The 26,180-nt window shown below is 70.6% G+C and carries 26 protein-coding genes; 7 read left to right on the forward strand and 19 right to left on the reverse strand.

From position 1 onward, the window contains the following. Positions 1-62 precede the first annotated feature (62 nt). Positions 63-509, reverse strand: coding sequence for a winged helix-turn-helix transcriptional regulator (locus tag EHF44_RS25715; protein WP_124686498.1), 447 nt, complete (start codon positions 507-509; stop codon positions 63-65). 116 nt (positions 510-625) lie between these two features. Between EHF44_RS25715 and EHF44_RS25720 the strand changes: the two genes are divergently transcribed. Beyond that, positions 626-1,819 (forward strand): MFS transporter, encoded by a 1,194-nt coding sequence (locus EHF44_RS25720; protein ID WP_124686499.1) that lies wholly within the window; start codon positions 626-628, stop codon positions 1,817-1,819. A gap of 18 nt (positions 1,820-1,837) precedes the next feature. On the opposite strand, the gene EHF44_RS25725 is transcribed toward EHF44_RS25720, so the two are convergent. The 3 genes from EHF44_RS25725 to EHF44_RS28505 form a co-directional block, all read right to left on the reverse strand. Next, positions 1,838-2,065 (reverse strand): hypothetical protein, encoded by a 228-nt coding sequence (locus EHF44_RS25725; protein WP_124686500.1) that lies wholly within the window; start codon positions 2,063-2,065, stop codon positions 1,838-1,840. A gap of 135 nt (positions 2,066-2,200) precedes the next feature. Then, entirely contained in the window at positions 2,201-3,175 is a 975-nt protein-coding gene (locus tag EHF44_RS25730) for a Bug family tripartite tricarboxylate transporter substrate binding protein (protein ID WP_253700218.1), read from the reverse strand. Positions 3,176-3,203: 28 nt separating this feature from the next. After that, a complete protein-coding gene (locus tag EHF44_RS28505; RefSeq protein WP_172966183.1) occupies positions 3,204-3,353 on the reverse strand; it encodes a hypothetical protein in 150 nt (49 codons plus the stop codon). 177 nt (positions 3,354-3,530) lie between these two features. On the opposite strand from EHF44_RS28505, the gene EHF44_RS25735 reads away from it, so the two are divergent. Together EHF44_RS25735 and EHF44_RS25740 are read left to right on the forward strand one after the other, a co-directional pair. After that, entirely contained in the window at positions 3,531-5,375 is a 1,845-nt protein-coding gene (locus EHF44_RS25735; protein WP_124686501.1) for a CocE/NonD family hydrolase, read from the forward strand. A 72-nt stretch (positions 5,376-5,447) separates the two neighbouring features. Then, positions 5,448-6,410: a LysR substrate-binding domain-containing protein gene (locus EHF44_RS25740; protein WP_124686502.1), complete on the forward strand. Its 963-nt coding sequence runs from the start codon at positions 5,448-5,450 to the stop codon at positions 6,408-6,410. Between the two features lie 12 nt (positions 6,411-6,422). Here EHF44_RS25740 and EHF44_RS25745 read toward each other — a convergent pair whose 3' ends face one another. The 3 genes from EHF44_RS25745 to gcvA form a co-directional block, all read right to left on the reverse strand. Beyond that, positions 6,423-7,913 (reverse strand): UdgX family uracil-DNA binding protein, encoded by a 1,491-nt coding sequence (locus EHF44_RS25745; protein ID WP_124686503.1) that lies wholly within the window; start codon positions 7,911-7,913, stop codon positions 6,423-6,425. After that, positions 7,910-9,124, reverse strand: coding sequence for a putative DNA modification/repair radical SAM protein (locus EHF44_RS25750; protein ID WP_124686504.1), 1,215 nt, complete (start codon positions 9,122-9,124; stop codon positions 7,910-7,912). Before EHF44_RS25750 ends, EHF44_RS25745 begins: the two co-directional genes overlap by 4 nt. Positions 9,125-9,315: 191 nt before the next feature. Next, positions 9,316-10,203, reverse strand: a complete 888-nt coding sequence (gcvA, locus tag EHF44_RS25755) for a transcriptional regulator GcvA (RefSeq protein ID WP_124686505.1) — start codon at positions 10,201-10,203, stop codon at positions 9,316-9,318. 98 nt (positions 10,204-10,301) lie between these two features. Here gcvA and EHF44_RS25760 point away from each other — a divergent pair, with 98 nt between their 5' ends. Next, a complete protein-coding gene (locus EHF44_RS25760) occupies positions 10,302-11,144 on the forward strand; it encodes a DMT family transporter (RefSeq protein ID WP_124686506.1) in 843 nt (280 codons plus the stop codon). A 16-nt stretch (positions 11,145-11,160) separates the two neighbouring features. Here the strand turns inward: EHF44_RS25760 and EHF44_RS25765 are convergent, their stop codons facing one another. The 9 genes from EHF44_RS25765 to EHF44_RS25805 all read right to left on the reverse strand — a co-directional run bounded on the left by EHF44_RS25765 (position 11,161) and on the right by EHF44_RS25805 (position 20,075). Beyond that, entirely contained in the window at positions 11,161-12,237 is a 1,077-nt protein-coding gene (locus EHF44_RS25765; protein ID WP_124686507.1) for an AbrB family transcriptional regulator, read from the reverse strand. Positions 12,238-12,315: 78 nt separating this feature from the next. After that, complete coding sequence (locus tag EHF44_RS25770) at positions 12,316-13,281, reverse strand: Bug family tripartite tricarboxylate transporter substrate binding protein (RefSeq protein ID WP_253700220.1); 966 nt, start codon at positions 13,279-13,281, stop codon at positions 12,316-12,318. A gap of 111 nt (positions 13,282-13,392) precedes the next feature. Continuing rightward, positions 13,393-14,865 (reverse strand): NAD(P)/FAD-dependent oxidoreductase, encoded by a 1,473-nt coding sequence (locus EHF44_RS25775; protein ID WP_124686508.1) that lies wholly within the window; start codon positions 14,863-14,865, stop codon positions 13,393-13,395. After that, the gene (locus EHF44_RS25780) at positions 14,862-15,164 is read right to left on the reverse strand and encodes a (2Fe-2S)-binding protein (RefSeq protein ID WP_124686509.1); all 303 of its coding nucleotides are present in this window, start codon (positions 15,162-15,164) and stop codon (positions 14,862-14,864) included. Before EHF44_RS25780 ends, EHF44_RS25775 begins: the two co-directional genes overlap by 4 nt. After that, on the reverse strand, positions 15,148-16,287 hold the full coding sequence (locus EHF44_RS25785) for an NAD(P)/FAD-dependent oxidoreductase (RefSeq protein ID WP_124686510.1): 1,140 nt from the start codon (positions 16,285-16,287) through the stop codon (positions 15,148-15,150). The genes EHF44_RS25780 and EHF44_RS25785 overlap by 17 nt, the downstream gene beginning before the upstream one ends. A gap of 124 nt (positions 16,288-16,411) precedes the next feature. Then, positions 16,412-17,335 (reverse strand): LysR substrate-binding domain-containing protein, encoded by a 924-nt coding sequence (locus EHF44_RS25790; protein ID WP_124686511.1) that lies wholly within the window; start codon positions 17,333-17,335, stop codon positions 16,412-16,414. Positions 17,336-17,424: 89 nt separating this feature from the next. Then, positions 17,425-18,102, reverse strand: a complete 678-nt coding sequence (gene bluB, locus EHF44_RS25795; protein WP_124686512.1) for a 5,6-dimethylbenzimidazole synthase — start codon at positions 18,100-18,102, stop codon at positions 17,425-17,427. A 284-nt stretch (positions 18,103-18,386) separates the two neighbouring features. Further along, the gene (locus tag EHF44_RS25800; protein WP_124686513.1) at positions 18,387-19,376 is read right to left on the reverse strand and encodes an acyltransferase; all 990 of its coding nucleotides are present in this window, start codon (positions 19,374-19,376) and stop codon (positions 18,387-18,389) included. A 123-nt stretch (positions 19,377-19,499) separates the two neighbouring features. Then, on the reverse strand, positions 19,500-20,075 hold the full coding sequence (locus tag EHF44_RS25805; RefSeq protein WP_124686514.1) for a hypothetical protein: 576 nt from the start codon (positions 20,073-20,075) through the stop codon (positions 19,500-19,502). A gap of 111 nt (positions 20,076-20,186) precedes the next feature. Between EHF44_RS25805 and yddG the strand changes: the two genes are divergently transcribed. The 3 genes from yddG (at position 20,187) to EHF44_RS25820 (ending at position 23,190) form a co-directional block, all read left to right on the forward strand. Next, positions 20,187-21,116: an aromatic amino acid DMT transporter YddG gene (gene yddG / locus EHF44_RS25810; protein WP_124686515.1), complete on the forward strand. Its 930-nt coding sequence runs from the start codon at positions 20,187-20,189 to the stop codon at positions 21,114-21,116. 234 nt (positions 21,117-21,350) lie between these two features. Then, positions 21,351-22,403 carry a porin gene (locus tag EHF44_RS25815; protein ID WP_124686516.1) on the forward strand — a complete coding sequence of 351 codons (1,053 nt, stop codon included), beginning with the start codon at positions 21,351-21,353 and terminating at the stop codon, positions 22,401-22,403. A 238-nt stretch (positions 22,404-22,641) separates the two neighbouring features. After that, positions 22,642-23,190, forward strand: coding sequence for a lipocalin family protein (locus EHF44_RS25820; RefSeq protein ID WP_124686779.1), 549 nt, complete (start codon positions 22,642-22,644; stop codon positions 23,188-23,190). A 27-nt stretch (positions 23,191-23,217) separates the two neighbouring features. Here the strand turns inward: EHF44_RS25820 and EHF44_RS25825 are convergent, their stop codons facing one another. From EHF44_RS25825 to EHF44_RS25835, 3 genes are all read right to left on the reverse strand, one after another. After that, positions 23,218-23,886: a dihydrofolate reductase family protein gene (locus tag EHF44_RS25825; protein ID WP_124686517.1), complete on the reverse strand. Its 669-nt coding sequence runs from the start codon at positions 23,884-23,886 to the stop codon at positions 23,218-23,220. Positions 23,887-23,977: 91 nt separating this feature from the next. After that, positions 23,978-25,294, reverse strand: a complete 1,317-nt coding sequence (locus EHF44_RS25830) for an MFS transporter (protein WP_124686518.1) — start codon at positions 25,292-25,294, stop codon at positions 23,978-23,980. Positions 25,295-25,366: 72 nt separating this feature from the next. Beyond that, a complete protein-coding gene (locus EHF44_RS25835) occupies positions 25,367-26,179 on the reverse strand; it encodes a phosphate/phosphite/phosphonate ABC transporter substrate-binding protein (protein ID WP_124686780.1) in 813 nt (270 codons plus the stop codon). Position 26,180: the final 1 nt, after the last annotated feature.

Raw genomic sequence — 26,180 nt, forward strand, 5'->3', positions numbered from 1 at the left:
TTCTGGCCAGCGTCCGTGACAGGGTGTTGATCGAAATGTGACGACTCGGTGGCGCTCGGGCGCTACGACACCTTGCGCACCTCGGTATCGGCCGGACGCAGCGTGGCGCCGTCCTTGCCATGCGGCTGCATCGGCGGCACCGGCTTGCCGGTGCGTTTGTCGATCAGCACCGAATGCGGTTCGCCGGGCGCAAACCGCTGGCGCTCGCCCCACTGGCGCAGCGCCACCACCACCGGAAAGAGCTGCGCGCCGGCCGTCGTCAGCACGTATTCCTGGTAGGCCGACCCATCGGACGCCGCCTGGGTGTCGAGGATGCCGGCTTCGACCAGCTTGTGCAGGCGGCCAGCCAGGATATTGCGCGCCACGCCCAGGCTGCGTTGCAGGTCGCCAAAGCGGTGGATGCCGTCGAACAGGTCGCGGACGATCAGCAGCGTCCAGCGCTCGCCAATGACGTCGAGCGTCCGCGCCACGGGGCAGGGCTGGTACGGCGGGGCAGGGGTCTTGGGCATGCGCGGGTGCGATGGTGGATTGAGGTGGTTGCATTTTAAAACCAGATGGCCTAGCATTCAACCGGTTTCGATTTGCAACTACTTTGCCGATGCCTAGCCCGTCGAATCCGGCCGCCATGCCGCGCGCCCTCGTCCTGCTGTTCGCCATCGCCAGCGGTGCCAGCGTGGCCAATGTCTACTACGCCCAGCCGCTGCTGGACGTGCTGGCGCGCGAATTCCACGTGCCCGGCGCGGCCGTGGGCGGCGTGGTCACGGCCACGCAGCTCGGCAGCGCGCTGGCGCTGGTGTGCCTGGTGCCGCTGGGCGACCGGGTCGACCGCCGGCGCCTGATGACGTGGCAGCTCGCCGCGCTGGTCGTGGCGCTGCTGGCGGTGGCCGCCGCGCCGGGCGTGCCGTGGCTGCTGGCCGGGATGGTGGCCGTGGGCCTGCTCGGCACGGCGATGACGCAGGGCCTGATCGCCTATGCCGCCAGCGCCGCGTCGCCGCAGCAGCGTGGCCGTGTGGTGGGCGCCGCGCAGAGCGGGGTGTTCGTGGGATTGCTGCTCGCGCGGGTCTTTGCCGGCATGGTCGGCGACATCGGCGGATGGCGGGCGGTCTATCTGGCGTCGGCCGTGGCCATGGCGGGCATTGCGCTGGCGCTGCGCCGCCGCCTGCCAGCCACGGCCGCAGCGGCACCGGCGGTGGGGTACGGACAACTGGTCGGCTCGCTGCTGACGCTGCTGCGCCGCGATCGGACGCTGCAGGTGCGGGGCGTGCTGGGGATGCTGATGTTTGCCGCGTTCAACATCTTCTGGAGCGCGCTGGTGCTGCCGCTGAGCGCGCCGCCGTTCTCGTTCTCGCATACCGCGATTGGCGCGTTCGGCCTTGTCGGCGCGGTGGGCGCGCTGGCCGGTGCGCGCGCCGGGCGCTGGGCCGACGCCGGCCACGCGCAGCGCACCACGGCGGGTGCCTTGCTGCTGATGATGGCGGCATGGTGGCCGCTCTCCAGGCTCGACGGCGTCCACGGGCTCGCGCTGCTGATCGTCGGCATCGTGCTGCTCGACCTGGGCGGGCAGGCGCTGCACGTGACCAACCAGAGCCTGATCCTGCGCACCCGGCCTGACGCGCACAGCCGGATGATCAGCCTCTACATGCTGTTCTACGCGGCGGGCAGCGGCCTTGGCGCCATCGTCACCACGGCCACTTACGCCCGCGCGGGCTGGCAGGGGGTCTGCATGATCGGGTTTGCGGTGTGCCTGGCGGCGCTGGCATTCTGGGCCGCCACGCGGCGGAGCGGAACGGCCGAGACAGAGGTGGCCAGCGTCGCGTAGCGGCTGCGTTATTGCAGCCTATCGTCCGCCGATGCCGTCCCTGCACTGTTCGCAGGTCCCGGCCGACGGCAGCCAGTTGAGCTGTGCCAGCCGCAGCCGGGTGGCAAGGTTCGATGTCCGCAGTGCCTGCGTGGCGTGGGCCAGGGCCTGGGTGCTGGCGATCAGGGCCGAGATGCTGGCCGCGGCGCGGTCCAGGTGGCCGGGCGGGGCGGATGGCGGAGCGTGGCGGGGCGTGGTCGGATTCAACGGGGCGTAGGCGGTGGATAGGGAACAGCCTCAAGGCTACGAGCCGCATCGCGGCCCACGCATCCGCGCCCGTCCGAACTCCTTGTCGTCCATCAGGTGAACCCCGGTGTCGGTCGATTGCCGACGCCGCGCGCGCTACAGCCCCTGGATGCCGCGCTTGCGGATGAACTCGCCCCAGACCTTCGACTCGCTCATCGCGCGCTGCCGGATCGCATCGGCGCTGCCCACCACCGGGAACAGGTACAGCGACGCCAGCCTGGCCTTGATCTGCGGGTCGGCCAGCGCGGTCTGCACGGCCGTGTTCAGGCGGGCCACGATCTTCGGGTCCAGGCCGGCCGGGCCCACCAGCGCGTACCAGCTAGGCATCACTGGCACGTCCACGCCCGCTTCCTTCAGCGTCGGCACGTTCGGCAGTTCCTTCACGCGCTGCGCGCCGACGATGGCCACCGGCACCACCGTGCCACCCGTGACCTGCGGCAGCGCGGCGCCCAGCACGCTCACCATGGTATCCACTTCGCCGGCCACCACGCCGGTCAGCGCCGGCCCCGAGCCCTTGTAGGCCACGTGCGTCATCTTGGCGCCGAGCTTGTCGGCCACGACTTCCATGGCGAGGTGGGTGGAATTGCCCACGCCCGCGCTGCTGAACGTCAGGCCGCCCGGCTTGTTCTTCGCCTTGTCGATGAACGACTGCACCGACGTGATGCCGCTGGCCTTGCTGGCGACGATCACGAACGGCGTGTCCACCACCGGCGCGATGAACGTGTAGTCCTTCTGCGGGTTGTACGGCAGCGACGCATACAGGTGCGGGTTGAAGCTGATCTGCGACACGCCCGTCAGCAGCACCGTGTAGCCGTCCGGCGCGGCCTTGGCCACCGTGCTCATCGCCACGATGCCGTTCGCGCCGGGGCGGTTGTCCACGACGATGGACTGTCCCAGCTCCTGCGCCAACCGGTCGCTCAGCAGCCGCGCCACCACGTCGCCGCCCGATCCGGCCGACTGCGGCACGATCAGCCGCACCGGCCGGTTCGGATACGCATCCTGGGCCTGTGCGGCACCCAGGCACAGCATGGTCGAGGCAAGGCACGCGGAAGCCATCAAACGTCGGTACATCAATACTCTCCAATCGAATCGAAGCCAGTCACGAAATTTTCATGACGATGGTAGGGACCTGCGCCATCGGCGGCCAATACGGATTGTCGATGCCAACATAGGCCGGGGCTATGCCCGGGGCAAACCCTGACCGCCATGCCTCGCCCTGGCGCGCGGCTGCACTATTGCGGCGCAGCATGACGCGCGCCGCGCACCGGCCCTGTGCCTGCCCGCCGCGAAAGCCGGCCCGTAGCGCGGCCCCAGCGCCATCGGCCATAGGGCGGGGCTATGGCGGGATCGGAATTTCGTCTTTCCGGAAGGCCCGGGCGGCTCCGTACCATGGCGGCGTTACCCGATCCCCACCGCTCAAGCTCCCATGTCCGACATCGACACCCGTGGCAATGCCTGGCTGACCCCGCCGTCCGCCTACCTGGCCAGCCGCCCCTCCGCGTTCTCTGTGCCGGCCCGTCCGGCGTCGTGCTACCTGCCGATGCGCGATGGCTGCCGGCTTGCCGCCGACGTGTACCTGCCGCAGCCGCTGCCGGGCACGCAGGCGCCCGATGCGTTCCCGACGGTCGTGATCTTCACGCCGTACTACCGGCGCTTCCGGCTGTCGCACCCGGGCGCGGAGCCCAGCCCCAACGGCGCCAAGTATCGCGACGCCTTCGTGCCCAAGGGCTACGCCGTGGTCGTGGTGGACGTGCGCGGCACCGGCGCCAGCTTCGGCACGCGCGACGCGCTGCGGTCGCCCACGGAGCGCGACGACTACTACGAAGTGGCCGAATGGATCGCCAGCCAGCCGTGGTCGAACGGCCGCATCGGCTCCACCGGCATCTCCTATCTCGGCGCGGCCGCGTGCTTCCTGGCCAGTACCGGCCATCCGGCCGTCAAGGCCATCGCGCCGCTATTCTCGGTGTCCGACATCTACAGCGAGCAGCTTTACCCGGGCGGCATGCTGTCCAAGGTGTGGGTGCAAGCGTATGACGAGTTGATGCTTGCGCTGGACCAGGACCGCCGCGACCTCGTGGCCGGCTTCCCGTACTTCAATGACCCGAGCTTCGCCGGCCCCGAGCGGACCGACGAGGACGCCGACGGCACGCTGGTGGCCGCCGCCGTCGCCGAGCACCGCAACAACTTCACGCTGGCCGACCTGGCCCCCGAGTTCGCCTATCGCGATGGCGCAGCGTTCCACGATCCCGCGCTCGATTCCGGCAGTTGCAGCCCGTACCGCTACCTCGACGGCATCGCGCCCGACGTGGCGGTCTATTCGATCTCGGGCTGGTACGACGGCGGCGGCTACGCCAACGGCGCCATCACGCGCTTCCTGTCACTGCCGTCGCACGACAGCCGCCTGCTGCTGGGGCCCTGGGACCACGGCGCCCGCACGAACGTCTCGCCGTGGCGCGACAGCGCGGCGTCGGGCTTTCCGCTGCTGGGCGAGGTGTTGCGCTTCTTCGATCACCACCTGCTGGGCCTGCCCACGGGCCTGGAGCGCGAGGCGCGCGTGCATTACCACAGCATCCACGACAACCAGTGGCAGCCGGCCGACACGTGGCCGCCGGCTCCGGCCGCCACGCGGCTGCACCTGGCCGATGGCGGCGCGCTGACCGGGACGCCGCCGGCCGTGTCCGCCACGGTGTCCACCCAGGTCAGCTTCGACTGGACCACCGGCCGCCAGACGCGCTACGAGCGCCTGGGCGCGGCCAATATCGAGGACTACTACGCGGACTGGGGCCGGCATGAGGCGGCGCTGCCGCATTTCGACACGGCGCCGCTGGCGGCCCCGCTGTCGCTCGCGGGGCACGTGGTGGCCCACCTGCAGGTGGCGTCGTCGCAGCCGGACGCGGCCGTGTTCGTCTACCTGTCCGAGGTGGAGGCCGACGGCACGGTGCGCTACATCACCGAAGGCATGCTGCGCGCGTCGCATAGCAAGACCGAGCCGTGCCCGCCCGCGTATCGCACGACGTGGCCCTACCGCGCGCATCGCCGTGCTGATGCCGAGCGGCTGACGCCGGGCGTGCCCGTCGCGCTCGATTTCGCGCTGCTGCCCGTGGCGTGGACGCTGGCGGCAGGCAGCCGGTTGCGCGTGTCGATTGCCGGCGCCGACCGGGGCCACTTTCCGCAGGTGCCCCATGGCCGTCCGCCGGTGCTGACGCTGGCGCTGGGCCCTGACGGCTGCCATCTCGACGTGCCCGTGGCCGCGCCGGCAAGCGGGCGCTGACGGCGGGGCCGATGCCCGCCCGGCACGTGAAGTGCTAGAGTGGGCTTCCGCCCCCCAAGTATTCCCGTCGTCATGGATTTCCGGCAGCTTCGCTACTTCGCGCGCATCGTCGAGCTCGAAAGCATCACCGCCGCGGCCGATGCGCTGCACATCGCCCAGCCGTCGCTGAGCCAGCACGTGGTCAACCTCGAAGCCGAACTGGGCGCCAAGCTGCTGGTGCGCGGGCCGTTCGGCGCGCGGCCCACCGAGACGGGCCAGATCCTGTACCGCCACGCCAAGATGGTGCTGCGCCAGATGGAAGAGGCGCACGCGGCGGTGCGCCATGGCCGCGACGTGCCGTCGGGCCACGTGCGCGTGGGCCTGCCCACCAGTACGTCGCGCGTGCTGGCCGTGCCGCTGCTGCAGTTCGTCACGCGCAACGTGCCGGACGTGACGGTCGAGATCGTCGAAGGCAGCAGCGCCGACCTGGCCGAGCTGGTCACCACGCAGAAGCTCGACCTGTGCATCGCCATGGACGCGCAGCAGCGCCCGAACATGCACCTCGTGCCGCTGCTGGACGAGGATCTGATGGCCGTGGGCCCGGCCAGCGCCCAGCGCGACACGCCGCTGACGCTGGCCGAGATGGCCACGCTGCCGCTGCTGCTGCCGAGCTTTCCGAATTCGGTACGTGTGCTGACGGACCGCGCGTTCGTCGCCGCCGGGCTGGAACTGAAGCTCGTGGCGGAGACCAGCGCCGTGTCGGTGCTGCTGTCGGCGGTCAGCGCCGGTATGGGCTGGACCATCCTGCCGTGGAGCGCGCTGGCCACCGAGCCGCCGGGCGCGTTCGCGTGCGTGCCGATCTCCGATTCGTCGCTGGTGCGGCGCGTGTTCCTGTGCGTGGCGGGCGCCGCGCGGCTGAGCCTGGCGTGCAAGACCGTCGAGGATGCCTTGCTGCGGCTGATCGTCGACGCCATCGCCTCGCAGGCGTGGCAGGGCGTTACGCCGCTGGGCAGCCTGGCCAGCGCGCGCCGCGACGCGGACGGGCAGGGCGGCTGACGCCTGCCGCGCTCACGGCGCCGGCGCCTCGTCCGCCAGCTTCCGGGCCAGCGCCAGCGCGGCCTCGATTTCAGCTTCGACATTGGCGCGCGCGCTGGGGCCATCTACCCGCAGCGCGTACGACGGATGCCACGTCGCCACGATCCACGTATCGCCCTGCCGCAGCGGTGCCGCCATCGCGTGGCGCAGGCGGATCTTCTCGCGCACCACGGCGCCCAGCGCGGTCGCGCCCAGCGTGACGATCACCTTCGGCCGCACCCGTTCGCGCTCCTGGTCCAGCCAGTGCGCGCAGGCATCGACTTCGAGCTGCCCCGGCGTCTTGTGCATGCGCCGCTTGCCGCGCGCGAACCACTTGAAGTGCTTGACCGCGTTGGTCAGGTAGACGCTGTCGCGCCGCACGTCGGCGCGCCGCAGCGCCTCGTCCAGCACGTGTCCGGCCGGGCCGACGAATGGCTCGCCCGACAGGTCCTCCTGATCGCCGGGCTGCTCGCCGACGACCATGATGCGCGCCGTGTCCGGCCCTCGCCCGGGCACGGCCTGCGTGGCGTGGCGCCACAGGTCGCAGTTGCGGCACTGGTCCAGCGATGTCGGCGCGGCGCGCACGGGCTGGGCCTGCTCGGCGTCCACCGCCACGCGCTTGCCCCGCATGCCGCCGATGTTCGCCGCCTGGCCGACGCGCCGGGCGCCGTTGCGGGCGTCGGCGATCATGCCCGGAATCAGCGCCGCCTCGGGCAGCCCCTTCCAGAATCGCACCGGCATGTGCTGGTGCAGCGCCGCTTCGTTGAGCCGCGCCGGGTTGAAGATGTTCCTGTAGTAGGCCATCCAGAGCGGCTCGATCTGGTCCGCGCCGGCGCGGAAAGCCGCCGGGTCCGCCGGCGCGGCCGCGTAGCGGATGGCCCGGCCGTCCCAGGTGGCGGCGCCGTCCGGCGTGCCGATCCACCACGTGGCACCGCCCATGCGCCGGGCAAAGTGCTCGGCCGCGTAGGGCAGCACGTCGTGGTCGGGCTCGTACCAGGCCAGGTACTGCGGCAGGTCGTCACCGGTGCCGACGGTCATGTCGGGGCGGCGCTCCTGAAAACGCACGTAGGCGATCATGTCGTGCTGCGCGCGCCGCACGGCCTTGGCCATCGCGTAGAGCCGCGCGCCGTCCTCGTCGGCTGCCGACGCTACCGAGCGGTCGCCTTGCGCCCAGCGCCACAGCACGCGGTACAGAAAGGCCCAGCGCTGCGGCGAGCGGTGCGCGGCGGCGTCGCGCAGCAGGTCGGCCAATGCTTTCGAAATCCGCAGGGTGGGGGTGCTGGCGCCGGCGTCGACAGTAGACGACGCCGGCGCCGCATCCATCGTCAGCGACAACTGGCCGGCCTCGCCAGCAGCGGTCTCGCCGCCGCCTTCCCACACCACCGCCTCTGGCGGCCAGCCCTGCGCCAGCGCATGCAGCGCCTGCTTGCGCCAGCCGGCGTAGCCGCCTTCGACGACGAGCACGGGCGCCACGCCGTTGTTCATAGCAGCGCCAGTTGCTGGGGCGCGGGTGCCAGCGCGCGGCGCAACTGGTCGGAAGTCGGCTCGGCCAGCGCCGGCTTGTAGTCCTGCGTGACGACAAACGCCTTGACGGTATCCATCGCGCAGCGCAGCCGGATCAGGTCCTGGTAGCGGATGGCCCGCGTGCGGCGCAGCTCGGCCAGCCGCTTGGCGTTGCGCATGCCGATGCCGGGCACGCGCGCGATCAGCCGCTGCGGCGCGCGGTTCAGGTCTACCGGGAACGCCTCGCGATGCGCCAGCGCCCAGGCCAGCTTGGGGTCGATGTCGAGCGGCAGCGCGCCGTCGGCCTGGAACAGCTCATCGGCGCGAAAGCCGTAGCCGCGCAGCAGGAAGTCGGCCTGGTACAGCCGGTGCTCGCGCAGCAGCGGCGGCGCCTGCGACGGCAGCGCGGACGGGCTGTCGGGGATCGGGCTGAACGCCGAGTAGTAGACGCGCTTGAGCTTGTACGCGCCGTACAGCGTCTGCGCGGTCTGCAGGATCGTGCGGTCGTCGGCCTCGTCGGCGCCGACGATCATCTGCGTGCTCTGGCCAGCCGGCGCGCGGGCCGCCGGTGGCCGCTTCTCGGTCTCCGCTTCCTCCTGGGCCAGCCGGATCGATCCCATCGCGCGCTTGATCGTGTGGACGTTCTTTTCCGGCGCCAGCCGTTGCAGGCCGCCGTCGGTGGGCAGTTCGATATTGACGCTCAGGCGGTCGGCGTACTGGCCGGCCTCGCGGATCAGGCGCGGATCGGCGTCGGGAATCGTCTTCAGGTGGATGTAGCCGCGGAACTGGTGCTCCTCGCGCAGCGCGCGGGCCACGGCCACGAGTTGTTCCATCGTGTAGTCGGCGCTGCGGATGATGCCCGAGCTCAGGAACAGCCCGTCGATGTAGTTGCGGCGGTAGAACTCCAGCGTCAGGTTGACGACTTCGGCCGGCACGAAGCGTGCGCGCGGCACGTTGCTGGAGCGCCGGTTGACGCAATACTGGCAGTCGTACTGGCAGAAATTGGTCAGCAGGATTTTTAGCAGAGACACGCAGCGGCCGTCCGGCGTGAAGCTGTGGCAGATGCCGGCGCCCGTGGTGGCGCCCAGCCCGGCCCGGCCTTGCGAGTCGCGCCGGGGCGCGCCGCTGCCGGCGCACGATGCGTCGTATTTCGCCGCATCGGCCAGGATTTCGAGTTTCTTGAGCAGTTCCATGACGCGATACTGTATGGATGTACAGTATTCTACGCGACCGCCGGAATTGCGCAATCTCGCATTTTCGTCAGCGACGAAAAAGGCAGCAGGCGTCGCGCGGCGGGTGATTCGTCAGGCGCGCAGCGCGTTTTGGGCGGTCTGGGCGTCACGTCGCAGCCGGTCGATATCGAGCCGACCACGGCCGCGCCGCGTCAGCCGGCCGCGCCTTCGTGTTCGAGCCACGTGCGGAACTGCGCCACGCGCGCGTCTTCTGCCTGCGCGTCCGGCACGTAGGTGCAGTAGGTGCGCGACGGCAGGCGGGGAGCGTCGAACGGCATGACCAGCCGGCCGGCAGCCAGGTCGTCGGCCACCAGCGCGGTGGGGCCGATGGCGATGCCGATGCCGTCGATGGCGGCCTGCAGCGTCAGGTAGAAGTGGTCGAAGGTCAGCGTGGCGGCCGGCGTCAGGCCCGACGCGCGGGCGCGGGCCAGCCAGTCGGGCCAGAGCCGTGGCAGGCTCGACGTATGCAGCAGCGTGTGGTGCCGCAGGTCGTCCGGTTCGCGCAGCGGCTGCCGGTCCAGCAGCGCCGGGCTGCATACGGGCAGCCGTTCCTCGGTCAGGAACGGGCGCATCGCAAAGCCGTAGAACGTGTCCGGCCCGCCCCGGATGATGATGTCGTGCGGCGCCTGCAGGCTGTCCAGCGGATCGTTGGACGTCTCCACGCTGACCTCCACGTCTGGATGCCCGGCACGAAAGCGGCCCAGCCGTGGCACCAGCCAGCGCAGCGTGAAGGTGGCCGGCGCATTGACCGACAACGTGCGGGACACGGGCCGTGGCACGCCATAGCGCGCCGTGGCCTGCGAAAGCTGCTGGAACAGCGGGCCGATGTCGTCCAGATAGACGCGGGCGGCCGGCGTCAATTGCACGCGCCGGTTGTGCCGCTCGAACAGCGGCGCGCCCAGCCAGTCCTCCAGCAGCCGCACGTGCTGGCTGATGGCGCCCGGCGTCACGTGCAGCGCGGCGGCGGCCTCTTTGAAACTGCCGAGCCGGCCGGCTGCCTCGAAAGCGCGCAGGGCATTGAGGGGCGGCAGCTTGTCCATTGGAGAGAGTTTTTCTGGGGCGAGCAGCCAATTTATCTGGTTTGTCGCGCGGCTACAAGATAGATAACCTGCACGCTTCGTTGCCCCTGGGGATCCCCATGCTGAGTCTGTCCGGCGGTGCCGTCCTGCTGGCCGCGGTGCTCCACGCGAGCTGGAACGCGATGCTGCACGGCAATCGCGACCGCTTCTGGTCCATGACGTGGATGAGCGTCGCGATGGCGGCCGTGGCCACGCCGGTGGTGCTGACGTCCCCGCTGCCGGACCCGGCCGCTTGGCCGTACATCGTCGCGTCCGGGCTCGTGCATATCGTCTACAACGTCAGCCTCGTGCGGTCCTACCGCCGCAGCGACCTGGCCGTGGCCTATCCCGTCGCGCGCGGCTCGTCGCCGCTGCTGATCGCGCTGGGCGCGGCACTGTTCGCGCAGGAAGCGATCCGGCCCGTGCACGCGCTGGGCATCGTCATGATCTCGGGCGGCATCATCGCGCTGGCGCTGCAGGGGCGCCGCGTGTCCGGCGCGGGCGTGTGGGCGGCGCTGGCCACGGGGGCCATCATCGCGCTCTATACCGTGATCGACGGCATCGGCGTGCGGGTCTCCGGCGGGCAGGCTGCGAGCTACGCCGCGTGGATGTTCCTGTTCTACTGGCTGATGCCGGTACTGTTCGTCGCGGCGCGCGGCAGCGAGGCGTTCTGGGCGCCGATCCGCACGGCGCCGTGGTCGGCGGTGTCGTCGATGGGCGGCGGGCTGGTGTCGGTGGCCGCCTACGGCATCGTGATCTGGGCGTTGCAGGCCGGGGCGATGGGCATGGTGTCGGCGCTGCGCGAAACCAGCGTGGTCTTTGCGGTGCTGATCGGCCGGGTATGGCTGCGCGAGGCGGTCAGCCCCGCGCGCTGGGTGGCCTGCGTGGTGGTGGCGGCCGGGGCCGTCTGCCTGGGGCTGTGAGCCGGGTGCGGGCGCGTCACGGCGTGCCGGCGATGTCCCGGCCCATGCCGCGCGCAATGCGCCGCGCAATCCACGGCCCGCAGACGACCACCGAGAACAGCCGCAGCGTCTGCGTGGCGACGACGAAGTTCATGTCGGCGTGCGTGCCCAGCGCGATGGCGACGATCGATTCGACGCCGCCGGGCGACGTAGCCAGGTAGGCGGTCAGGAAACTGACGTCGCCGGTGGCCGAGATCAGCCATGCGGCCGCGGCGCAGAGCGCCATCATCGCCACGATGGCGGCCAGCATGACCGGCAGCGATGCCACCAGGGGCCGCAGCAGGTCGCGCCGGAACTGCAGGCCGATGGTCCAGCCCAGCACCGCGAAGCAGCCGGCCAGCAGCGGGGCGGGCACCACCACCGGCACCGGCACGGCGGTCACCCACGCGGCGCCGAGCGCCATCGGCACCAGAAAGGCGCCGGCCAGGATGCGAAAGCGCGTGCCGATCCAGCAGCCCAGCGCCGCGATGCCGAAGGCGGCCAGCGTGCCGATCTGCCAGGGCGTGCCGGCGAGCGGCGTGGCCGCTGTCAGCGCCGCCGGCGCCAGCGGCTGGGCATCGACGATGGCATGGGCCACCAGCGGCCCGGTGACCACCACCAGCACCACGCGCAGGTACTGCATCAGCGAGACCAGGATGCCGTCGCCGCCGTTGTCGGTGGCCAGCGCGCCCATGATCGACGCCGCGCCGGGCAGGCTGCCCCACGCGCCGGTCGTGCCGGGCAGCCGCGAATACCGCACCAGCAGCCAGCCGACCAGCGCGGCACTGCCGATAGTCAGCGCCACGCCCAGCACCACCAGTCCGTCGGATGCCGCTTCCAGCAGTTCGGAAAGATGCAGCGTGCTGGCGATGGCCGTGCCCGTCAGCGCCTGCGCCAGGGCGGTGAGCCGGGGCGCGATGCGCAGGCGGACGTCGAGGCAGCCGGCGGCCATGCCGCAGGCCATCGCCGCCACGAGCACGCTGGCCGCGGCGATCACCGGCTGCAGCAGCCAGCCCAGTCCCAGCGTACAGGCCAGGACGACGGGCCAGTGCAAGGCCCAGCGTTGGTTCGACATCGCGTGCGGCGGGGGCGCCCGTGGAGGGAGATCGACGAGGATCGGAGGCTGGATTCTATCCCGCCACCGGGCCGCCGCTCAGTCCAGCTTGATGCCGACGGCCTTGACGACCTTTTCCCACTTCTGGGTGTCGCGGTTCACCAGTTGCGTGAATTCCACCGGCCCCAGCGCGCTGGGCTCCATGCCCTGCTTGGCGATGGTGTCGCGGATGGCCGGCTGCGCCACGACGGCCGCAATCTCCTGCGCCAGGCGGTTCACGGTGGGCATCGGCGTGCCGCCGGTGGTGAACACGCCGTACCACGACACCACCTCGTAGCCGGGCACGCCCGATTCGGCGATGGTCGGCACGTTCGGCATGGTCTCTACGCGCTTGCTGCCGGTCACGGCGATGATGCGCACCTTGCCGGTATCGGCGCCGGCCTTGGCCGACGGCAGGCTGGCGAACGTCATCTGCGCCTGGCCAGCCATCACGTCCTGCATGGCCGGGGCATCGCCGCGATACGGGATGTGCGTGATCGACACGCCCGCCATGCTCTTGAACAGCTCGGCCGACAGGTGCGAGATCGTGCCGTTGCCGGGCGACGTGACGTTGAGCTTGCCGGGGTTGGCGCGGGCGTACGCCAGCAACTCCTGCACGGTCTTGACGGGCAGGTCGTTGTTGACGACCAGCGCATTGGCCGACCGGGCCACCAGCGACACGGGCTGCACGCCCTTGACCGGGTCGTACGGCAGCTTGCTGTAGATCGACGGCGCGATGGCCTGCCCGCCCACGGAGCCTAGCAGCAGCACCGAGCCGTCCGGCCGGGCGCGCGCCATCTCGGCCGTGGCCAGCGTGCTGCCGCCGCCGGGCTTGTTCTCCACGACGATCGTGGTCTTGGTGTTGATCTGGAACTGCGTGGACACCGTGCGCGCGATGACGTCGTTGCCGCCGCCCGGCGCAAAGCCGACGAGCATGCGGATGGGGCCGGGGGGCAGCTCCTGCGCCAGGCCGTGCGTAGCGGCCAGCGCAAGGGCGAGAGCGGGGACGATCTTGGTAAACGCCATGTTGAGTCTCGTTGGAAGGTTGGGGTGGCTCTCAGGGTGCGCGTCGCTGTGCTGGTCTGGCTGGCGGGATCCGGCCTGCGCCGGTCCCGCTCGATAGGTATGGGTGCTGCGTTACTTCTTGAATCGCACCACGGCGTCCCGCGATGCCTGCGTCTGCGGCAGCGTGGCGATCTCGCCCAGCGTCACCGGCTTGGTCGGGAACCGCAGCCGGTAGTAGCCCACGTCACGCGGATGGCGCTGCTGCTCGTCGGCAATCAGCTCGGTCACGGTCAGCCCGCAGAAGCGGCCCTGGCACGGGCCCATGCCGCACCGCAGGAACGCCTTGAGCTGGTTCGGCCCCTGGCAGCCGATGCGCGCGGCGTGGCGCACCTGCTCGGCCGTGGCTTCCTCGCAGCGGCAGACGATGGTGTCGCCCACCGGGCGGCGAAACTGCGGCAGCGGGCGGTACAGCACCTCGAAGAATTCCCGGCCCCGCGTGGCGCGGGCCAGCGCGGCCTGATGCGGCGCGGCATTGGCGTCGCGCGCGGCGGTGCCGATGGCACCCAGCGCGGCGGCGGCGCCGAACGCGGCGATGCGTCCCCGGTGCTCGGCGGCCATGGCGCCCGCGATGCCGGCGCCGTCACCGGCGATGCTCACATGCGGCACCGACGTGGCGCCCCAGCCGTCCACCTGCGGCTCCCAGCAGTCCTGCCGGTCGTTCCAGACATGCTCGGCGCCAATGGCGCGCGACAGGTTCGTATTCGGCACCACGCCCTGGTGCAGCAGCACCTGGTCGACGGCCAGCGTGCGGCGCTGCCCGCCGGCTTCGTAGCGCAGTTCGGCCACCAGCCCGCTGTCGCCGGCCATGGCTTCCAGCGCGGTCACGTTGCTGACGACCGGCACGGCCTTGCGCACCGCGCGCAGCATCGTCAGGCCCTTGCGCAGGTACGGCGAGCGCAGGAAGCCCCAGGCGTGCGGCAGCGCACGGCGCCACTGGCCGTTGTCGGTCGTCTCCAGGATGGCCTCCAGCCGGACGCCGGCCTGCAGGTACTGGTACGCCAGCAGGTAGAGCAGCGGCCCGCCGCCGGCCAGCACGGTGCGCCCATCGGGCACCACGCCGGACGTCTTGAGCAGGATCTGCGCCGCGCCGGCCGTGATCACGCCGGGCAGCGTCCAGCCGGGGATCGGGAAGGGACGCTCCTGCGCGCCGGTGGCCAGGATGATGTGGCGGCAGTGCAGCAGCGCGGCCTGCGGGTCGTTGCCGGGCGCCGCCACGGAGTACGCGACCTCGAAGCCTGCCGCGGCGTCGTCCGGCTGCGGATCGCGGGCGTTGATCGACCAGACCGTGGCCGCGCCAATGTGCCGCGCGCCGCTGCGGGCGAACGGTTCCAGCAGGGCCTCGCCATGCCAGTAGTCCTTGCCCAGGATCGTGCGGTCCTGCACGGGCGTGCTGGTGATCGCGCGATAGATCTGGCCGCCCGGGGCTGGCTGTTCGTCGACCAGCACCGTGGACAGGCCCAGCGCCGCCGCCTGCGTGGCGGCCGCCAGCCCGGCCGGGCCGGCGCCCACCACCAGCACGTCGCAGTTGGTCACGTCGAGGCTCATGCCGCCACCTCGCGCGCGCCGATCTGGCGTTCCACGCGCATGCCGTCGCGCACGCGGGTCATGCATGCCTGCTGGTTCGGCCGGCCGTCGATGCGGACCAGGCAGTCGTAGCAGACGCCCATCATGCAATAGGGCCCGCGCGCGGCGCCCGACACGGCGGTGTCGCGGCACGCCAGCACGCCGGCCGCGAACAGGGCCGCCGCCACGCTGTCGCCCTCGCGGCAGGCCAGCGGCACGCCGTCCACGGTAAGCCGTACGGGGCGCCCGGCCGGTTCGGCGGCGTCAATGCGTCTGAACATGGAATCTCCGGGTCGAGAAGGGGGCCAGGTCCGGCGACAGCGCGCCGGCGGCGATCATCGGGGCAAGGTGCAGCGCGTGCGTGGCGGCCAGCGTCACGCCGCTATGGCAGGTGACGATGAACGCGCCGGGCTGGGTGGGCGACTGCTCGTAGACCGGAAAGCCGTCCTTGGCCCGCACGCGCAGGGCCGACCACGCGCGCACCGCGCGCACATCGCGCAGCGCGGGCAGCGTGCGCACGGCGCGGTCGGCCAGCGTCGCCAGCACCGGCAGCGTGGTGACCTGCTCGGCATAGCCCGCGTCTTCCTGAGAATCGCCAACCAGCCAGCTACCTTCGTCGTTCTGGCGCAGCGTGACCATCGGCGTGTCCAGCAGCCGGCGCGTGCGCTCCAGCACCAGGATCTGGCCGCGTTGCGGCGCCATGGGCAGGTCGATGCCGACCATGCGGCCCAGGTCGCCGTTGCGCAAGCCGCCGGCCAGCACGATCTTGCGCGCGCGGATGTCGCCCTGCGGCGTGGTCAGCGCAAATTCGCCGCCGGGCTGCCGCGCGATGGCCGTGACGCCGTGGTGCGGCAGGTATTCGACGCCGCTGGTGCTGAACGCGGTATGGAACGCGCGCAGCAGCTTGAGCGGGTTGACGATGCCATCGTGCGGCGTCCAGATCGCGCCCGTCACGTCGGGCCCCAGCCCCGGCACCAGCGAGGCCGCCTGGTGGTGGTCCAGCAGCTTCCACTCGTACGGTTCCACGCCGGGCTGGGCCATCAGCGTCTGCACCCACGCCAGCCGCGCTTCCACTTCGTAGTCGCCCATCAGCGGGGTCAGGCCGCCTTTCTGTTCCAGCGCCACGTCGATGCCGGTTTCCTGCGCCAGCCGCGCGGCCAGGCGCGCCCACATGCGCGTGGAGTTCAGCGTCCAGCGGCTGTAGGTGCCCAGGCCGTAGCCCTTGCTCTGCAGCCAGACCAACCCAAAGTTGCCGCGCGATGCGCGCAGCGCGATGTCGCCTTCGTCCAGCACGGCGATGGTGCCGGCGTGGTCGCGCAGGCCGTAGGCCACGGCCGAGCCGACCAGGCCGCCGCCCACGACGGCCACGTCGAAGACCGGGAAACGGGGGGAGGCGGCAGCCATCAGCGGCGCCTCCGGTGGGGATGTTGCGGGCCCTGGGCCCTGCTGGAATTCATGTCGTACTCGCAAGCGTGTCACTGCGAGCGAGTATGCGCACGCGGGTGGCCCCCGCGCAAATACGAGTCTGTCAGGCGTCCATACCAAAACCTGATAGCTCGGCCGGCAGCGATGCCGTTTCGGCCGCGATGCCCGCGATCATCTCCGCGATAAAGCGGTCCACCAGCACGTTGGCGGGCCGGTTGCGGGCCAGCAGCAGGTAGCTGACAAACGGAATGCGCGGCGCGAACGGGCGCACCACCACCTCGTTCAGGTGCAGCCGGGCCACCAGCGGATTGACGATGCCGACGCCGAGCCCCAGCCCCACCATCCGGCAGATCGTGGCGCCGTAGGGGGTCTCGAAGTGCAGCACGCGGCGGTCGTCGGCGGCAAAGGCGGCGTCCACGGCGGCGCGCAGGCCGTCGCCATGGCTCATCGAGATGAACGATTCCCCGGCAAGGTCGGCCGGGGTAATCACGTCGTGGCTGGCCAGCCGGTGGCCGGGCGGCAGCACGCAGCAGCCGGACAGGTCTGCCACGGGCTGCGCGTCGGTGACGGCGGCCGGCGGCAGGTACGAGACGAGCCCGAGGTCGCAGTAGCGGCCGCCGACGCGGTCCGCCACCAGCTGGGTGCTGCCGGTTTCCATCGCCACGTGGACGTCGGGGTAGTCGGCATGAAAGCGCTGGAGCACCAGTGGCAGCACGGTCATGGCCAGCGACGGCACCGACGCGATGCGCAGCCGGCCCTTGCCGAACTGGCGGATGTCGCGCGCGGCGTCCTTGAGCGCGTCCAGCCCCACGAACGCGCGCTCCACCTCGCGCACGAAGGCCAGCCCTTCCTCGGTGGGCACCAGCCGGCCGGCCGTGCGCGTGAACAGCGTGAGCCCCGTGCCGTATTCGAGCTGGGCGATCAGCCGGCTGACGTTCGGCTGCGACGTGTGCAATTCCGCCGCGGCGGCGGTCATCGATCCGGACCGCATGACGGCCTGGAATGCCTGGATTTCCTTGAATTTCATCGCGGGGGCTGGGGGGATGGGGCGCAGCCGCGATGGTATACCAGATCCGTATGCGGGCGGCCTGCGTGAAGCCGGATCGGTATGGCGGCTCAGGACTTGCCGTCCGGGCAGGGCGCCAGCGATCCGCCCCAGAGAATCCGTTCCAGCGGCTGGCGCTGGCGCCAGCCTTCCTGCTCCAGCATTGGCGCGGCATAGAACGCCGGCACCGGGCCCAGGCACAGCAGCCCGAACGGCCGGGCGCCGGGCGGCAGGCCCAGCTCGCGCGCGAGCGCGTCGGGGTCGAACATCGAGACCCAGCCGAGGCCCAGGTTCTCGGCCCGCGCCGCGAGCCACAGGTTCTGGACCGCGCAGGCGGCCGACGCCCAGGCCATCTCCACCGGCATGTTGCGGCGGCCGAAGACCGTGCCGTCGTCGGGCGCCAGGATCACGGCCAGCAGCTCGGCGGCCTCGCGGATGCCCTCGACCTTGAGCCGCAGGAATTCGTCGCCGCGCGGCCCCAGCGCCTGCGCCGTGGCCTGCCGCTCGGCTTCCACCAGCGGGGCCAGCCGCGCGCGCCATGCCGGCGTGCTCAGGCGCATGAAGCGCCATGGCTGCATCAGGCCGACCGATGGCGCCTGGTTGGCTGCATCGAGCAGGCGCGCCAGCTGGTCGTCGGGCAGCAGCGGGCCGGGCGTGAAATGGCGGCAGTCGCGCCGCAGCGCCAGGATGCGGTACAGCGCCGCGCGTTCGGCGGCGTCAATGTGGGGATCGGCCGAAGGCTGTTCCATGGAGTCTGCAAGTCGTCAAAACAAGCGGCGGGCAAGGGCCCGCCAGTGGCCGCGAGGGTACCGCAAATGGCGCGGGCCCGCGCCGGCCGTTGTCTGCTGGAGTCGGAAGATTCTGATCCGCAGCGCTGACGGCCGGGACGAAAAAAATGCCACGCGGCGGGGATCCGCGTGGCACCGAAGATGAGCGCAGGGGAGGGTCAACCCTGGACTCCGTTGGGTCACCCGCATTGCACGGGCAAACCCAGTGTAGGGGAGACGATTCTCATCGTGGAATCGGAAAAATCTTAAATTCGTTCGGAAGCGTCCGAGTCGACCAGCGCGGCCATCGCGCGATCCTTTTCTTCCCATTGCTGCGCCAGCCAATGGTGGAAATCCGCGCGGAAGACCGGATCGGCGCCGTAGTCGCCGCCGCAGAAGCTTTGCGGAATCGGAATCTGCCGAATCATGACGACGATGCGCCCGGCGCGGCCGCAGGCAAGGTCCCAGAAGCTCGGCACGCCGTCGGGGTACACGATCGTCGCGTCGATCATCGAGCGGAACTGATCGCCCATGGCGCTGAGCGTGGTAGCCAGCGCGCCGGCTCGTGGCTTCAGCAAATGGCGATACGGCGACGACTGCGCGATCCGCTTGGCCTCGGAAAACCGCGTGCCCTCGGCAAACACCATCACGCTGGTCGGCACGAGCCGGAACTTCTGGCACGCGCGCCGGGCCGTTTCCTGGTCCTGGCGGCCCCGCTGCGGCTTGCGGCGCAGTTGCGCCTTGCTGTAGCGCTTCATGAACGGGAAATCGAGCGCCCACCACGCCAGGCCGATGAACGGCACGTACAGCAGCTGCTGCTTCAGGAAGAACTTCAGCAGCGGAATGCGCTTGTTCAGCGCGGCCTGCAGCACGAAGATGTCGACCCAGGTCTGGTGGTTGCAGTTGACCAGGTACCAGTCGTCGAGCCGCAGCCCGCTGTTGCCGTGAATCGTCCAGATGCCCGGTTGCAGCCGGGCGATCCAGCGCGTATTGCACGAGATCCAGTAGGTGGCGATGCCGTTCAGCACCGGGTCCAGCCGCCGGCGCACCGCGCGCGTCGGCACGGCCAGCTTGACCAGCGCCAGCAGGACGATCGGCACAAAGCAGAGCAGCGTATTGACCACCAGCAAGGTCACGCTGAACAGGCCGGTCAGCGCTGGCAGGCGGCGGGTGGGGTGGCGGGTCTGGCGGGGGAGGTCGGACGCGGACAGCGGCGCCAGGCTGGCGCGACGGGGGGTGGGGGGTGTCGATGGCATGCCCGCCAGTGTGCAAGAGCGGGTCATGCCATCATTTGTCCTCGATCAAATCGAGGTGGGCAATCTGGCGATTCGACGATCCGGGAGGCGGATTGGCCGCGCGGGGGATGGCAGCGTGTGCCGTCAGGGCCGGGTTGCGTCGGCCGGCGCGCCGGCGTCCAGCAGCGCGGCGATTTCCGGGTCGCGCTGCCGGATATCCCACTCCCCGGCCGCCACCTTGGCAAACTGCTCGGTGCAAAGCTCGGCGATGACCTGCCGTTCGCCGTGTTCCAGCGCCACGCGCATCACGTCGAGCTGCTGGTTGGTGAAGCTGTCGATCAGCATCGCGTTCTGGGTCAGCAATTCCTGGCTGGCGCGGCGTTCTTCCTCGGTGCTGCCATGGGCGGCCGAGGCTTCCAGCCGCGCGCGGTACTGGCGCGACACGGCCATGTGAGCCGCGTTGCGGGCCTGCCAGCCGGCCCAGGCGGCTTCCACCGCCGCGCGGGTGCGCGGGGCGTGGCGGCTGCAATAGTCGGCCGTGTTGCGCAGCACGGCTTCGTCCAGATGCGGCACGAGCGCGGCCGCCGCTTCCAGTTCGCTGCGCGCGGCGGGCGGCGCGGGGGTGGCGGGCGCGGCGGGCTCCTCGTTGGAGCAGGCCGTGGCCGCAAGGATGGCCATGCCGGCGGCTACGGCCAGCGGCATGGTCTTGAAGCGGGACATCCGGGGACACCTCCTGTCGATCGATGGTCGGCATTTTACTTGTATCGACATGGCACCCGGCCAGCCAAGTAAAATGCCGCTCCTTCCGCCCTCGTCAACGCTTTTTGTCCCATGGCAGTCACTCCCGGTAGAACCCAGGCCACGCTGATCGGCCTTGTCGCGATCGTGCTCTGGAGCGCCATCGTCGGCCTGATCCGCGGCGTCAGCCAGAGCTTTGGCGCCACGGGCGGCGCGGCGCTGATGTACACGGTTGCGTCGGTGCTGCTCTGGCTCACGGTGGGCCCGGCCCGCGTCCGCGCGCTGCCGCGCGCCTATCTGGTCTGGGGCAGCCTGCTGTTCGTGTCGTACGAGGTCTGCCTGTCGCTGTCGATCGGCTACGCCAACACCGCCCGGCAGGCCATCGAGGTCGGCATGGTCAACTATCTCTGGCCGAGCTTCACGATGCTGGCCGCGATCCTGTTCAACGGCCAGCGCGCCAACTGGCTGATCGTGCCCGGCTTTGCGGTGGCGCTGCTGGGCATCGCTTGGGTGCTGGGCGGCGACCAGGGGCTGGACCCGGCCGGCATGGCGGCCAATATCCGCGACAATCCGCTCAGCTACGGCCTGTCGTTCTGCGGCGCCATGATCTGGGCCGGCTACTGCACGGTGACGGCCCGCATCGCCCAGGGCAAGAACGCCGTCACGCTGTTCTTCATGCTGACCGCGCTGGTGCTGTGGGGCAAGTACCTGTTCACCGGCGGCGAGACCATGATGTTCAGCGCCTCCGGCTGCCTGTACCTGGCGCTGGCCGCCTGCGCCATGGGCTTTGGCTACGCCGCGTGGAACGTGGGCATCCTGCACGGCAACGTGACCGTGCTGGCAGGCGCGTCCTACTTCATCCCGGTGGTGTCGGCGGCGCTGGCCGCCACGCTGCTGCAGGCGCCGCTGTCGCTGGCGTTCTGGAAGGGCGCGGCAATGGTCTGCGCCGGATCCATCCTCTGCTGGTTCGCCACGCGCGCGGGCAGCGTCCGCAAGGCATCCACGGCCGATAGCGCGTCCTGACCGCGCGGTATAACTTTGGCCTTCCTCTCAGGGATTTCCCGCAACGGGCTCCCCATGCATCACTACATGATGTAATGTCGCATCCCTGATACATCCGAACCGACGGCTGTAACGCATTGAAATATGCGATCGGCCGCCGCGCGGAACGGGGACGTACACAGCGACAGCAGCATGCAGGCCCGGCACGGCCGGGCCGACGAGTGTGTTTTTTCAACGAGGGGAGACCCCAGAGTCATGAAGAAGAGAGAGATGTGGATGGCGGCGGCCGTGAGCGGCCTGTTCGCCGGGGGAGCGTTTGCCCAGACTTCCGTCACGCTGTACGGCGTGGCCGACGTGGGCGTGGAATTTGTCAACCATGCCGGCGCCGGTGACAACACCGCGGTGCGCATGCAGTCGGGCAACCTGTCGGGCTCGCGCTGGGGCCTGCGTGGCACCGAGAACCTGGGCGGCGGCCTGAGCGCCGTGTTCGCGCTGGAAAGCGGCTTCAACATCGACGACGGCCGCAGCGGCCAGGGCAACCGCCTGTTCGGCCGCCAGGCCTGGGTGGGCCTGAGCAGCACGTACGGCACGCTGTCGCTGGGCCGCCACAACACGCCGATGTATGACTTTGGCGTGCAGTACGACCCGATGGGCATCTCCACGCGCTACTCGATCGGCGTGCAGGACCCGTCGTTCCAGTCGCGTGCCGACAACTCGGTCAAGTACGCCGGCAAGTTCGGCCCGATCGCGGCCAAGCTGATGTACAGCACGGGCTACGACGGCGCCGCCGGCGTCAACGGCGAAGTGCCGGGCAACTACAAGGTCGGCCGCGAATTCGGCGGCAGCCTGGCCTACGAGAGCGGCGCGCTGGCCGTGGCCGTGGTCTATGACGAGCTGCGCGGCAACACCGTGGCCACCGGCGACGACAAGACCCGCAAGGTGGCCGTGGCCGCCAACTACAAGATTGGCCCGGTCAAGCCGTACCTGGGCTACCGCTACGCGCGCTTCATGACGGCGCCCGCGTCGCAGACCGCCAACCTGTACTGGGCTGGCGCGCAGTGGGACATCACGCCGGCGTGGTCGCTGACCGGCGCGGCCTACTACCAGGACTTCCGCAACTCGGGCGCCGATCCGTGGCTGTTCGTCGTGTCGGCTGACTATGCGTTCTCGAAGCGCACCGACGCGTACCTGAACCTGGCCTACACGCGCAACAAGGACGGCTCGGATCTGGGCACGGGCGGCTTTGGCACCACGCTGCCGGGCAAGAACCAGACCGGCGTGCTGGTGGGCGTGCGTCACAAGTTCTGACGCCGCGCAGCGCCATGCGATGGAAAAGGGCACGTCCGCTGGATGTGCCCTTTTTTGTTGCCCGCAGGCGGGCCGCAGCGCACTTTTGCGCGTCCGGCGGGCAGCGAGTCAGCATCCTCCGACGCGCCGTGCCGGCCGGCGTCCGATGCAGCGGCAACGGCCGCGCGCCGCAGAATCGACGGGAATGTCGAGATTTCCGACGATCTGATCCCGGAGGTGGACCGTGAGAAAGTCAATGATGCCGCTGGCGGCAGCCGGCGTGGCCCTGGTGGGCGCCGCGTTCGCGGCCAAGGCGTACGGCAAGTTCTCGGGCGGCAAGCGCGGCAACGTGGCCGTGCCCGAACCGGCCAAGGCCGTGGACCTGGACCGCTACCTGGGCCAATGGTACGAGTACGCCCGCTACGAGAACGGCTTCGAGCGTGGCTGCGAAGGCGTGACCGCCGAATACACGCTGCGCGACGACGGCCTGATCGGCGTGCGCAACACGTGCCATGAAGGCTGCGCCGGCGGCGAGGCGCGGGTCTCGGAAGGCCGCGCCCGCGTGGTGCCGGGCAGCGGCAACGCCAAGCTGGAAGTGTCGTTCTTCGGCCCGTTCTTCTTTGGCGACTACTGGGTGCTCGACCATTGCGACGACTACGCGTGGTCCATCGTCGGCGAGCCGTCCGGCCGCTTCCTGTGGATCCTCACGCGCGACGCCCGGCCGTCGCCGGAACTGGCCGACTTCCTGGTCAGGCGCGTGGCCGCGCTGGGCTACGACACGTCGCTGCTGCGGACCACCGAGCACTGAGCCGGGCACCGAGCGCGCGGCGCGGGCTCAACCGGCCTCGCGCTGCCATTTTTCGCGCCGCGCCAGCTCCCGCGCGCTGGGCGTGGCCTGGGCGAACGACCCGGCCGGCACGTCGCCGGCCGGCACGTAGGTGCTCATCACCACGCCCGAGCCGGACGTCCGCGATTCCACCAGCTTGAGCGCTCCGGGCCGGGTATCGGGCTCGAACAGCCGCTTGCCGTGGCCCAGCACCACCGGGAAGGTCCAGACGTTGTATTCGTCGACCAGGGACGCGGCGCGCAGCGTCTGGATCAGGTTGCCGCTGCCGATGACCTGCAGGTCCTTGCCCGCTTCGGCCTTCAGCGCGGCCACCGCGGCGGCCACGTCGCCCTGCAGCAGCGCCGCGTTGTCCCACTCCAGCGACGTCAGCGTGCGCGACGCCACGTGCTTGCGCGTGGCGTTGAAGGTGCTGGCGATGGGGTCGTCGGCCGGCTGGTATGGCCAGTACGCGGCAAAAATCTCGTAGGTCCTGCGGCCCAGCAGCAGCTCACGGTCCTTGCCGTCCAGCCCCTTCATGTCCTGGCCCATGGTGTCGTCCCAGAACGGGAACGTCCAGCCGCCGAACGCAAAGCCGCCGGCGGGGTCTTCCTCGGGGCCGCCCGGCGCCTGCATGACGCCGTCGAGCGAGACGAAGGTGGAGACGATCAGTTTCCTCATTGGTGGGCTCCCAGGGGCGGGGGCCGCCGCCGCATGCCGCGACCCCTGAGCCAAGGTAGGCGCCCGGGGCCTGCTGCGCAAGGCAAAACCGTCAGTCGAGCGCCCGGTTGCGCGATTCCACGTTGACCGACCCCACCGCCAGCGCCGCCGCGGCCAGCATGGCGGAAATCATCGCCAGCGCCAGCGTGAAGTGCGTGGCCATGACCGGGGCGATGATGGCCGGCGCGAACAGGCCGCCAAAGCGGGCCACGGCGCCGGCCGTGCCCATGCCGGTGGCGCGCAGGTTGGTCGGGTAGACCTCGGGCGTGAACGCGTACAACGCGCCCCAGGTGCCCAGCAGCGCAAAGCTCATCAGCAGCGTGGAGCCCACCACCACCGTGGTCGACGTCCCCAGGCTGTAGAGCATGCAGCCGGCCGCGCTGAGCAGCAGGAAGCCGATCAGCGTCGGCTTGCGGCCCCAGCGCTCCACGCCGTAGGCCGCCAGCGCATAGCCGGGTAGCTGCACCAGCGCCAGCACCACCAGGAACACCTGCCCGCGCATCCAGCCAAAGCCGGAACTGCTGAGCCGGATCGGCAGGTAGACGAACACCGCGTAGTAGGCAATCGAGATCAGCAGCCAGGCCAGCACCAGCCCCACGGTGCGGCGGCGGAACGTGGCGCCGAACAGCATGAAGATCGACGCCCGCTCGGGGGTTTCGGACTGCAGCGGGGGAATGGACACCCGCCGGCCGTTGGTGGACGCCACGCGCTCCAGCACCTGCCGCGCCTGTTCCGACTTGCCGTTGCGGTTCAGGAACAGCGGCGACTCGGGCACGTACATGCGCGGGATCAGGCCAACCAGCGCCGGAATGCCGGTGACGAAGAAGATGATGCGCCAGGCGTCGTTGCCGTGGGCGCCGGCCGCCAGGGCCAGCATCGCCAGGCAGATGGTGCCCAGCGCCCAGAACGATTCCAGCAGCACCAGCCAGCGGCCGCGGCGGTCGCGTGGCAGGAATTCGGCCAGCATCGTGTAGTCCACGGGCAGCGTGCCGCCCACGCCGATGCCGGTCAGCAGCCGCAGCACCATCAGCCAGCCCAGGCTGGGCGCGAATGCCGAGGCCACGCCGCAGGCCGCGTCGATGATGACGGCCAGCATCAGCGCCGGGCGCCGGCCGATGCGGTCGGCAATGCGGCCGAAGCAGAAGGCGCCCATCAGCATGCCGACGAAGAACGCGGTGCCGGTCTGCAGCGCCTGCGGCACCGTGACGCCGAAGGTGGCGGCAATCGATGGCGCGCTGAAGCCGATGGACAGCACCTGCATCGCGTCGGCCATCCACACCAGCCCGAAAATCACGAACAGCCGGTACTGGAACTTGCCGACACCGGCGGTACGGATGGCATCTTCGAAACTCATCGGCGTGGACGACATGGCGGGGGGCGGTCCGTTCGGCGGGTTGGGGGCGGTCGCGCCCATTCTAACGTGGCGCGGGCCGCCGCAGGGTCAGGCCAGTTCGGGATAGCCGCCGTTGTTGCTGGCTGCCGCCACGGCCAGCGGCGCGTAGGCGGCGGGGTCGGGGCGCACAAAGCGCGCCACCAGCACGGCGTCGAGCAGCGGCGCATAGGCCGCGTCGGCGTGCAGGCCGCAGAGCCGGTCGATCAGCGTCGCGCGGGCGGCGTCGTCCAGCGTGGTGGACGCCACCAGCAGCGGATTGGGCGTCCACGGCGTGCAGGCGACGGTGTGCAGGCCGTCGAGCCGGTCGGGCGCGTGCCGGCGCAGCAGATCGAGGAAATAGCTGTCCAGCGCGGTGACGTCGATCTCGCCGTCGCGCAAGGCCGTCAGCGCCCGCATCGGCGTGTCGAGCGGGCCGACCGAGGCACGGAACAGCGGCGCGCCATGCGTCTGGGCGCTGGGCGCCAGCAGATGGCGCGCCGCGTGGTAGCCCGACTGCGAATGGCGCGCCATCCAGCCGATGCGGTGGCCGAACGTGTCGTCGATGCGCTGCCAGCCTGCATCCGCCCGCACCAGCAGTTCGCTGCGGTAGCGCGGCTGGCCGCCGTATGCGGCCGGCGATGGCACCGGCGCCACCAGCGGCACCACGGGCGCCACGCGTTGCGCGAAAGGCAGCCCGCACATGAAGCCGCACACGAGGTCCGGCCGCTGCCAGAGCTCGGGCAGCGGCGCGGGCCAGGCGTGCGGCACGATCGCCACCGGCCAGGACAGGTCGGCAAACACCCGCGCAAACAGGGCCTGCCACGCCGCCGCGACGGCCGGCGTGGCGTTGTACATGCGGAACGACGCGATGCCGGCCGCCATC

It is taken from the genome of Cupriavidus pauculus, from assembly GCF_003854935.1.
Lineage (GTDB): Bacteria > Pseudomonadota > Gammaproteobacteria > Burkholderiales > Burkholderiaceae > Cupriavidus > Cupriavidus pauculus_C.

Coding starts and splice junctions, on each gene's coding strand:
- EHF44_RS25785 (WP_124686510.1), bottom strand. CDS start 16,287: ATGGCTGCCGCCTCCCCCCGTTTCCCGGTCTTCGACGTGGCCGTCGTG.
- EHF44_RS25815 (WP_124686516.1), top strand. CDS start 21,351: ATGAAGAAGAGAGAGATGTGGATGGCGGCGGCCGTGAGCGGCCTGTTC.
- EHF44_RS25800 (WP_124686513.1), bottom strand. CDS start 19,376: ATGCCATCGACACCCCCCACCCCCCGTCGCGCCAGCCTGGCGCCGCTG.
- EHF44_RS25735 (WP_124686501.1), top strand. CDS start 3,531: ATGTCCGACATCGACACCCGTGGCAATGCCTGGCTGACCCCGCCGTCC.
- EHF44_RS25830 (WP_124686518.1), bottom strand. CDS start 25,294: ATGTCGTCCACGCCGATGAGTTTCGAAGATGCCATCCGTACCGCCGGT.
- EHF44_RS25820 (WP_124686779.1), top strand. CDS start 22,642: ATGCCGCTGGCGGCAGCCGGCGTGGCCCTGGTGGGCGCCGCGTTCGCG.
- EHF44_RS25745 (WP_124686503.1), bottom strand. CDS start 7,913: ATGAACAACGGCGTGGCGCCCGTGCTCGTCGTCGAAGGCGGCTACGCC.
- EHF44_RS25825 (WP_124686517.1), bottom strand. CDS start 23,886: ATGAGGAAACTGATCGTCTCCACCTTCGTCTCGCTCGACGGCGTCATG.
- gcvA (WP_124686505.1), bottom strand. CDS start 10,203: ATGGACAAGCTGCCGCCCCTCAATGCCCTGCGCGCTTTCGAGGCAGCC.
- bluB (WP_124686512.1), bottom strand. CDS start 18,102: ATGGAACAGCCTTCGGCCGATCCCCACATTGACGCCGCCGAACGCGCG.
- EHF44_RS25770 (WP_253700220.1), bottom strand. CDS start 13,281: ATGGCGTTTACCAAGATCGTCCCCGCTCTCGCCCTTGCGCTGGCCGCT.
- EHF44_RS25805 (WP_124686514.1), bottom strand. CDS start 20,075: ATGTCCCGCTTCAAGACCATGCCGCTGGCCGTAGCCGCCGGCATGGCC.
- EHF44_RS25750 (WP_124686504.1), bottom strand. CDS start 9,124: ATGGAACTGCTCAAGAAACTCGAAATCCTGGCCGATGCGGCGAAATAC.
- EHF44_RS25740 (WP_124686502.1), top strand. CDS start 5,448: ATGGATTTCCGGCAGCTTCGCTACTTCGCGCGCATCGTCGAGCTCGAA.
- EHF44_RS25835 (WP_124686780.1), bottom strand. CDS start 26,179: ATGGCGGCCGGCATCGCGTCGTTCCGCATGTACAACGCCACGCCGGCC.
- EHF44_RS25715 (WP_124686498.1), bottom strand. CDS start 509: ATGCCCAAGACCCCTGCCCCGCCGTACCAGCCCTGCCCCGTGGCGCGG.
- yddG (WP_124686515.1), top strand. CDS start 20,187: ATGGCAGTCACTCCCGGTAGAACCCAGGCCACGCTGATCGGCCTTGTC.
- EHF44_RS25760 (WP_124686506.1), top strand. CDS start 10,302: ATGCTGAGTCTGTCCGGCGGTGCCGTCCTGCTGGCCGCGGTGCTCCAC.
- EHF44_RS25730 (WP_253700218.1), bottom strand. CDS start 3,175: ATGTACCGACGTTTGATGGCTTCCGCGTGCCTTGCCTCGACCATGCTG.
- EHF44_RS25765 (WP_124686507.1), bottom strand. CDS start 12,237: ATGTCGAACCAACGCTGGGCCTTGCACTGGCCCGTCGTCCTGGCCTGT.
- EHF44_RS25720 (WP_124686499.1), top strand. CDS start 626: ATGCCGCGCGCCCTCGTCCTGCTGTTCGCCATCGCCAGCGGTGCCAGC.
- EHF44_RS28505 (WP_172966183.1), bottom strand. CDS start 3,353: ATGCTGCGCCGCAATAGTGCAGCCGCGCGCCAGGGCGAGGCATGGCGG.
- EHF44_RS25775 (WP_124686508.1), bottom strand. CDS start 14,865: ATGAGCCTCGACGTGACCAACTGCGACGTGCTGGTGGTGGGCGCCGGC.
- EHF44_RS25780 (WP_124686509.1), bottom strand. CDS start 15,164: ATGTTCAGACGCATTGACGCCGCCGAACCGGCCGGGCGCCCCGTACGG.
- EHF44_RS25790 (WP_124686511.1), bottom strand. CDS start 17,335: ATGAAATTCAAGGAAATCCAGGCATTCCAGGCCGTCATGCGGTCCGGA.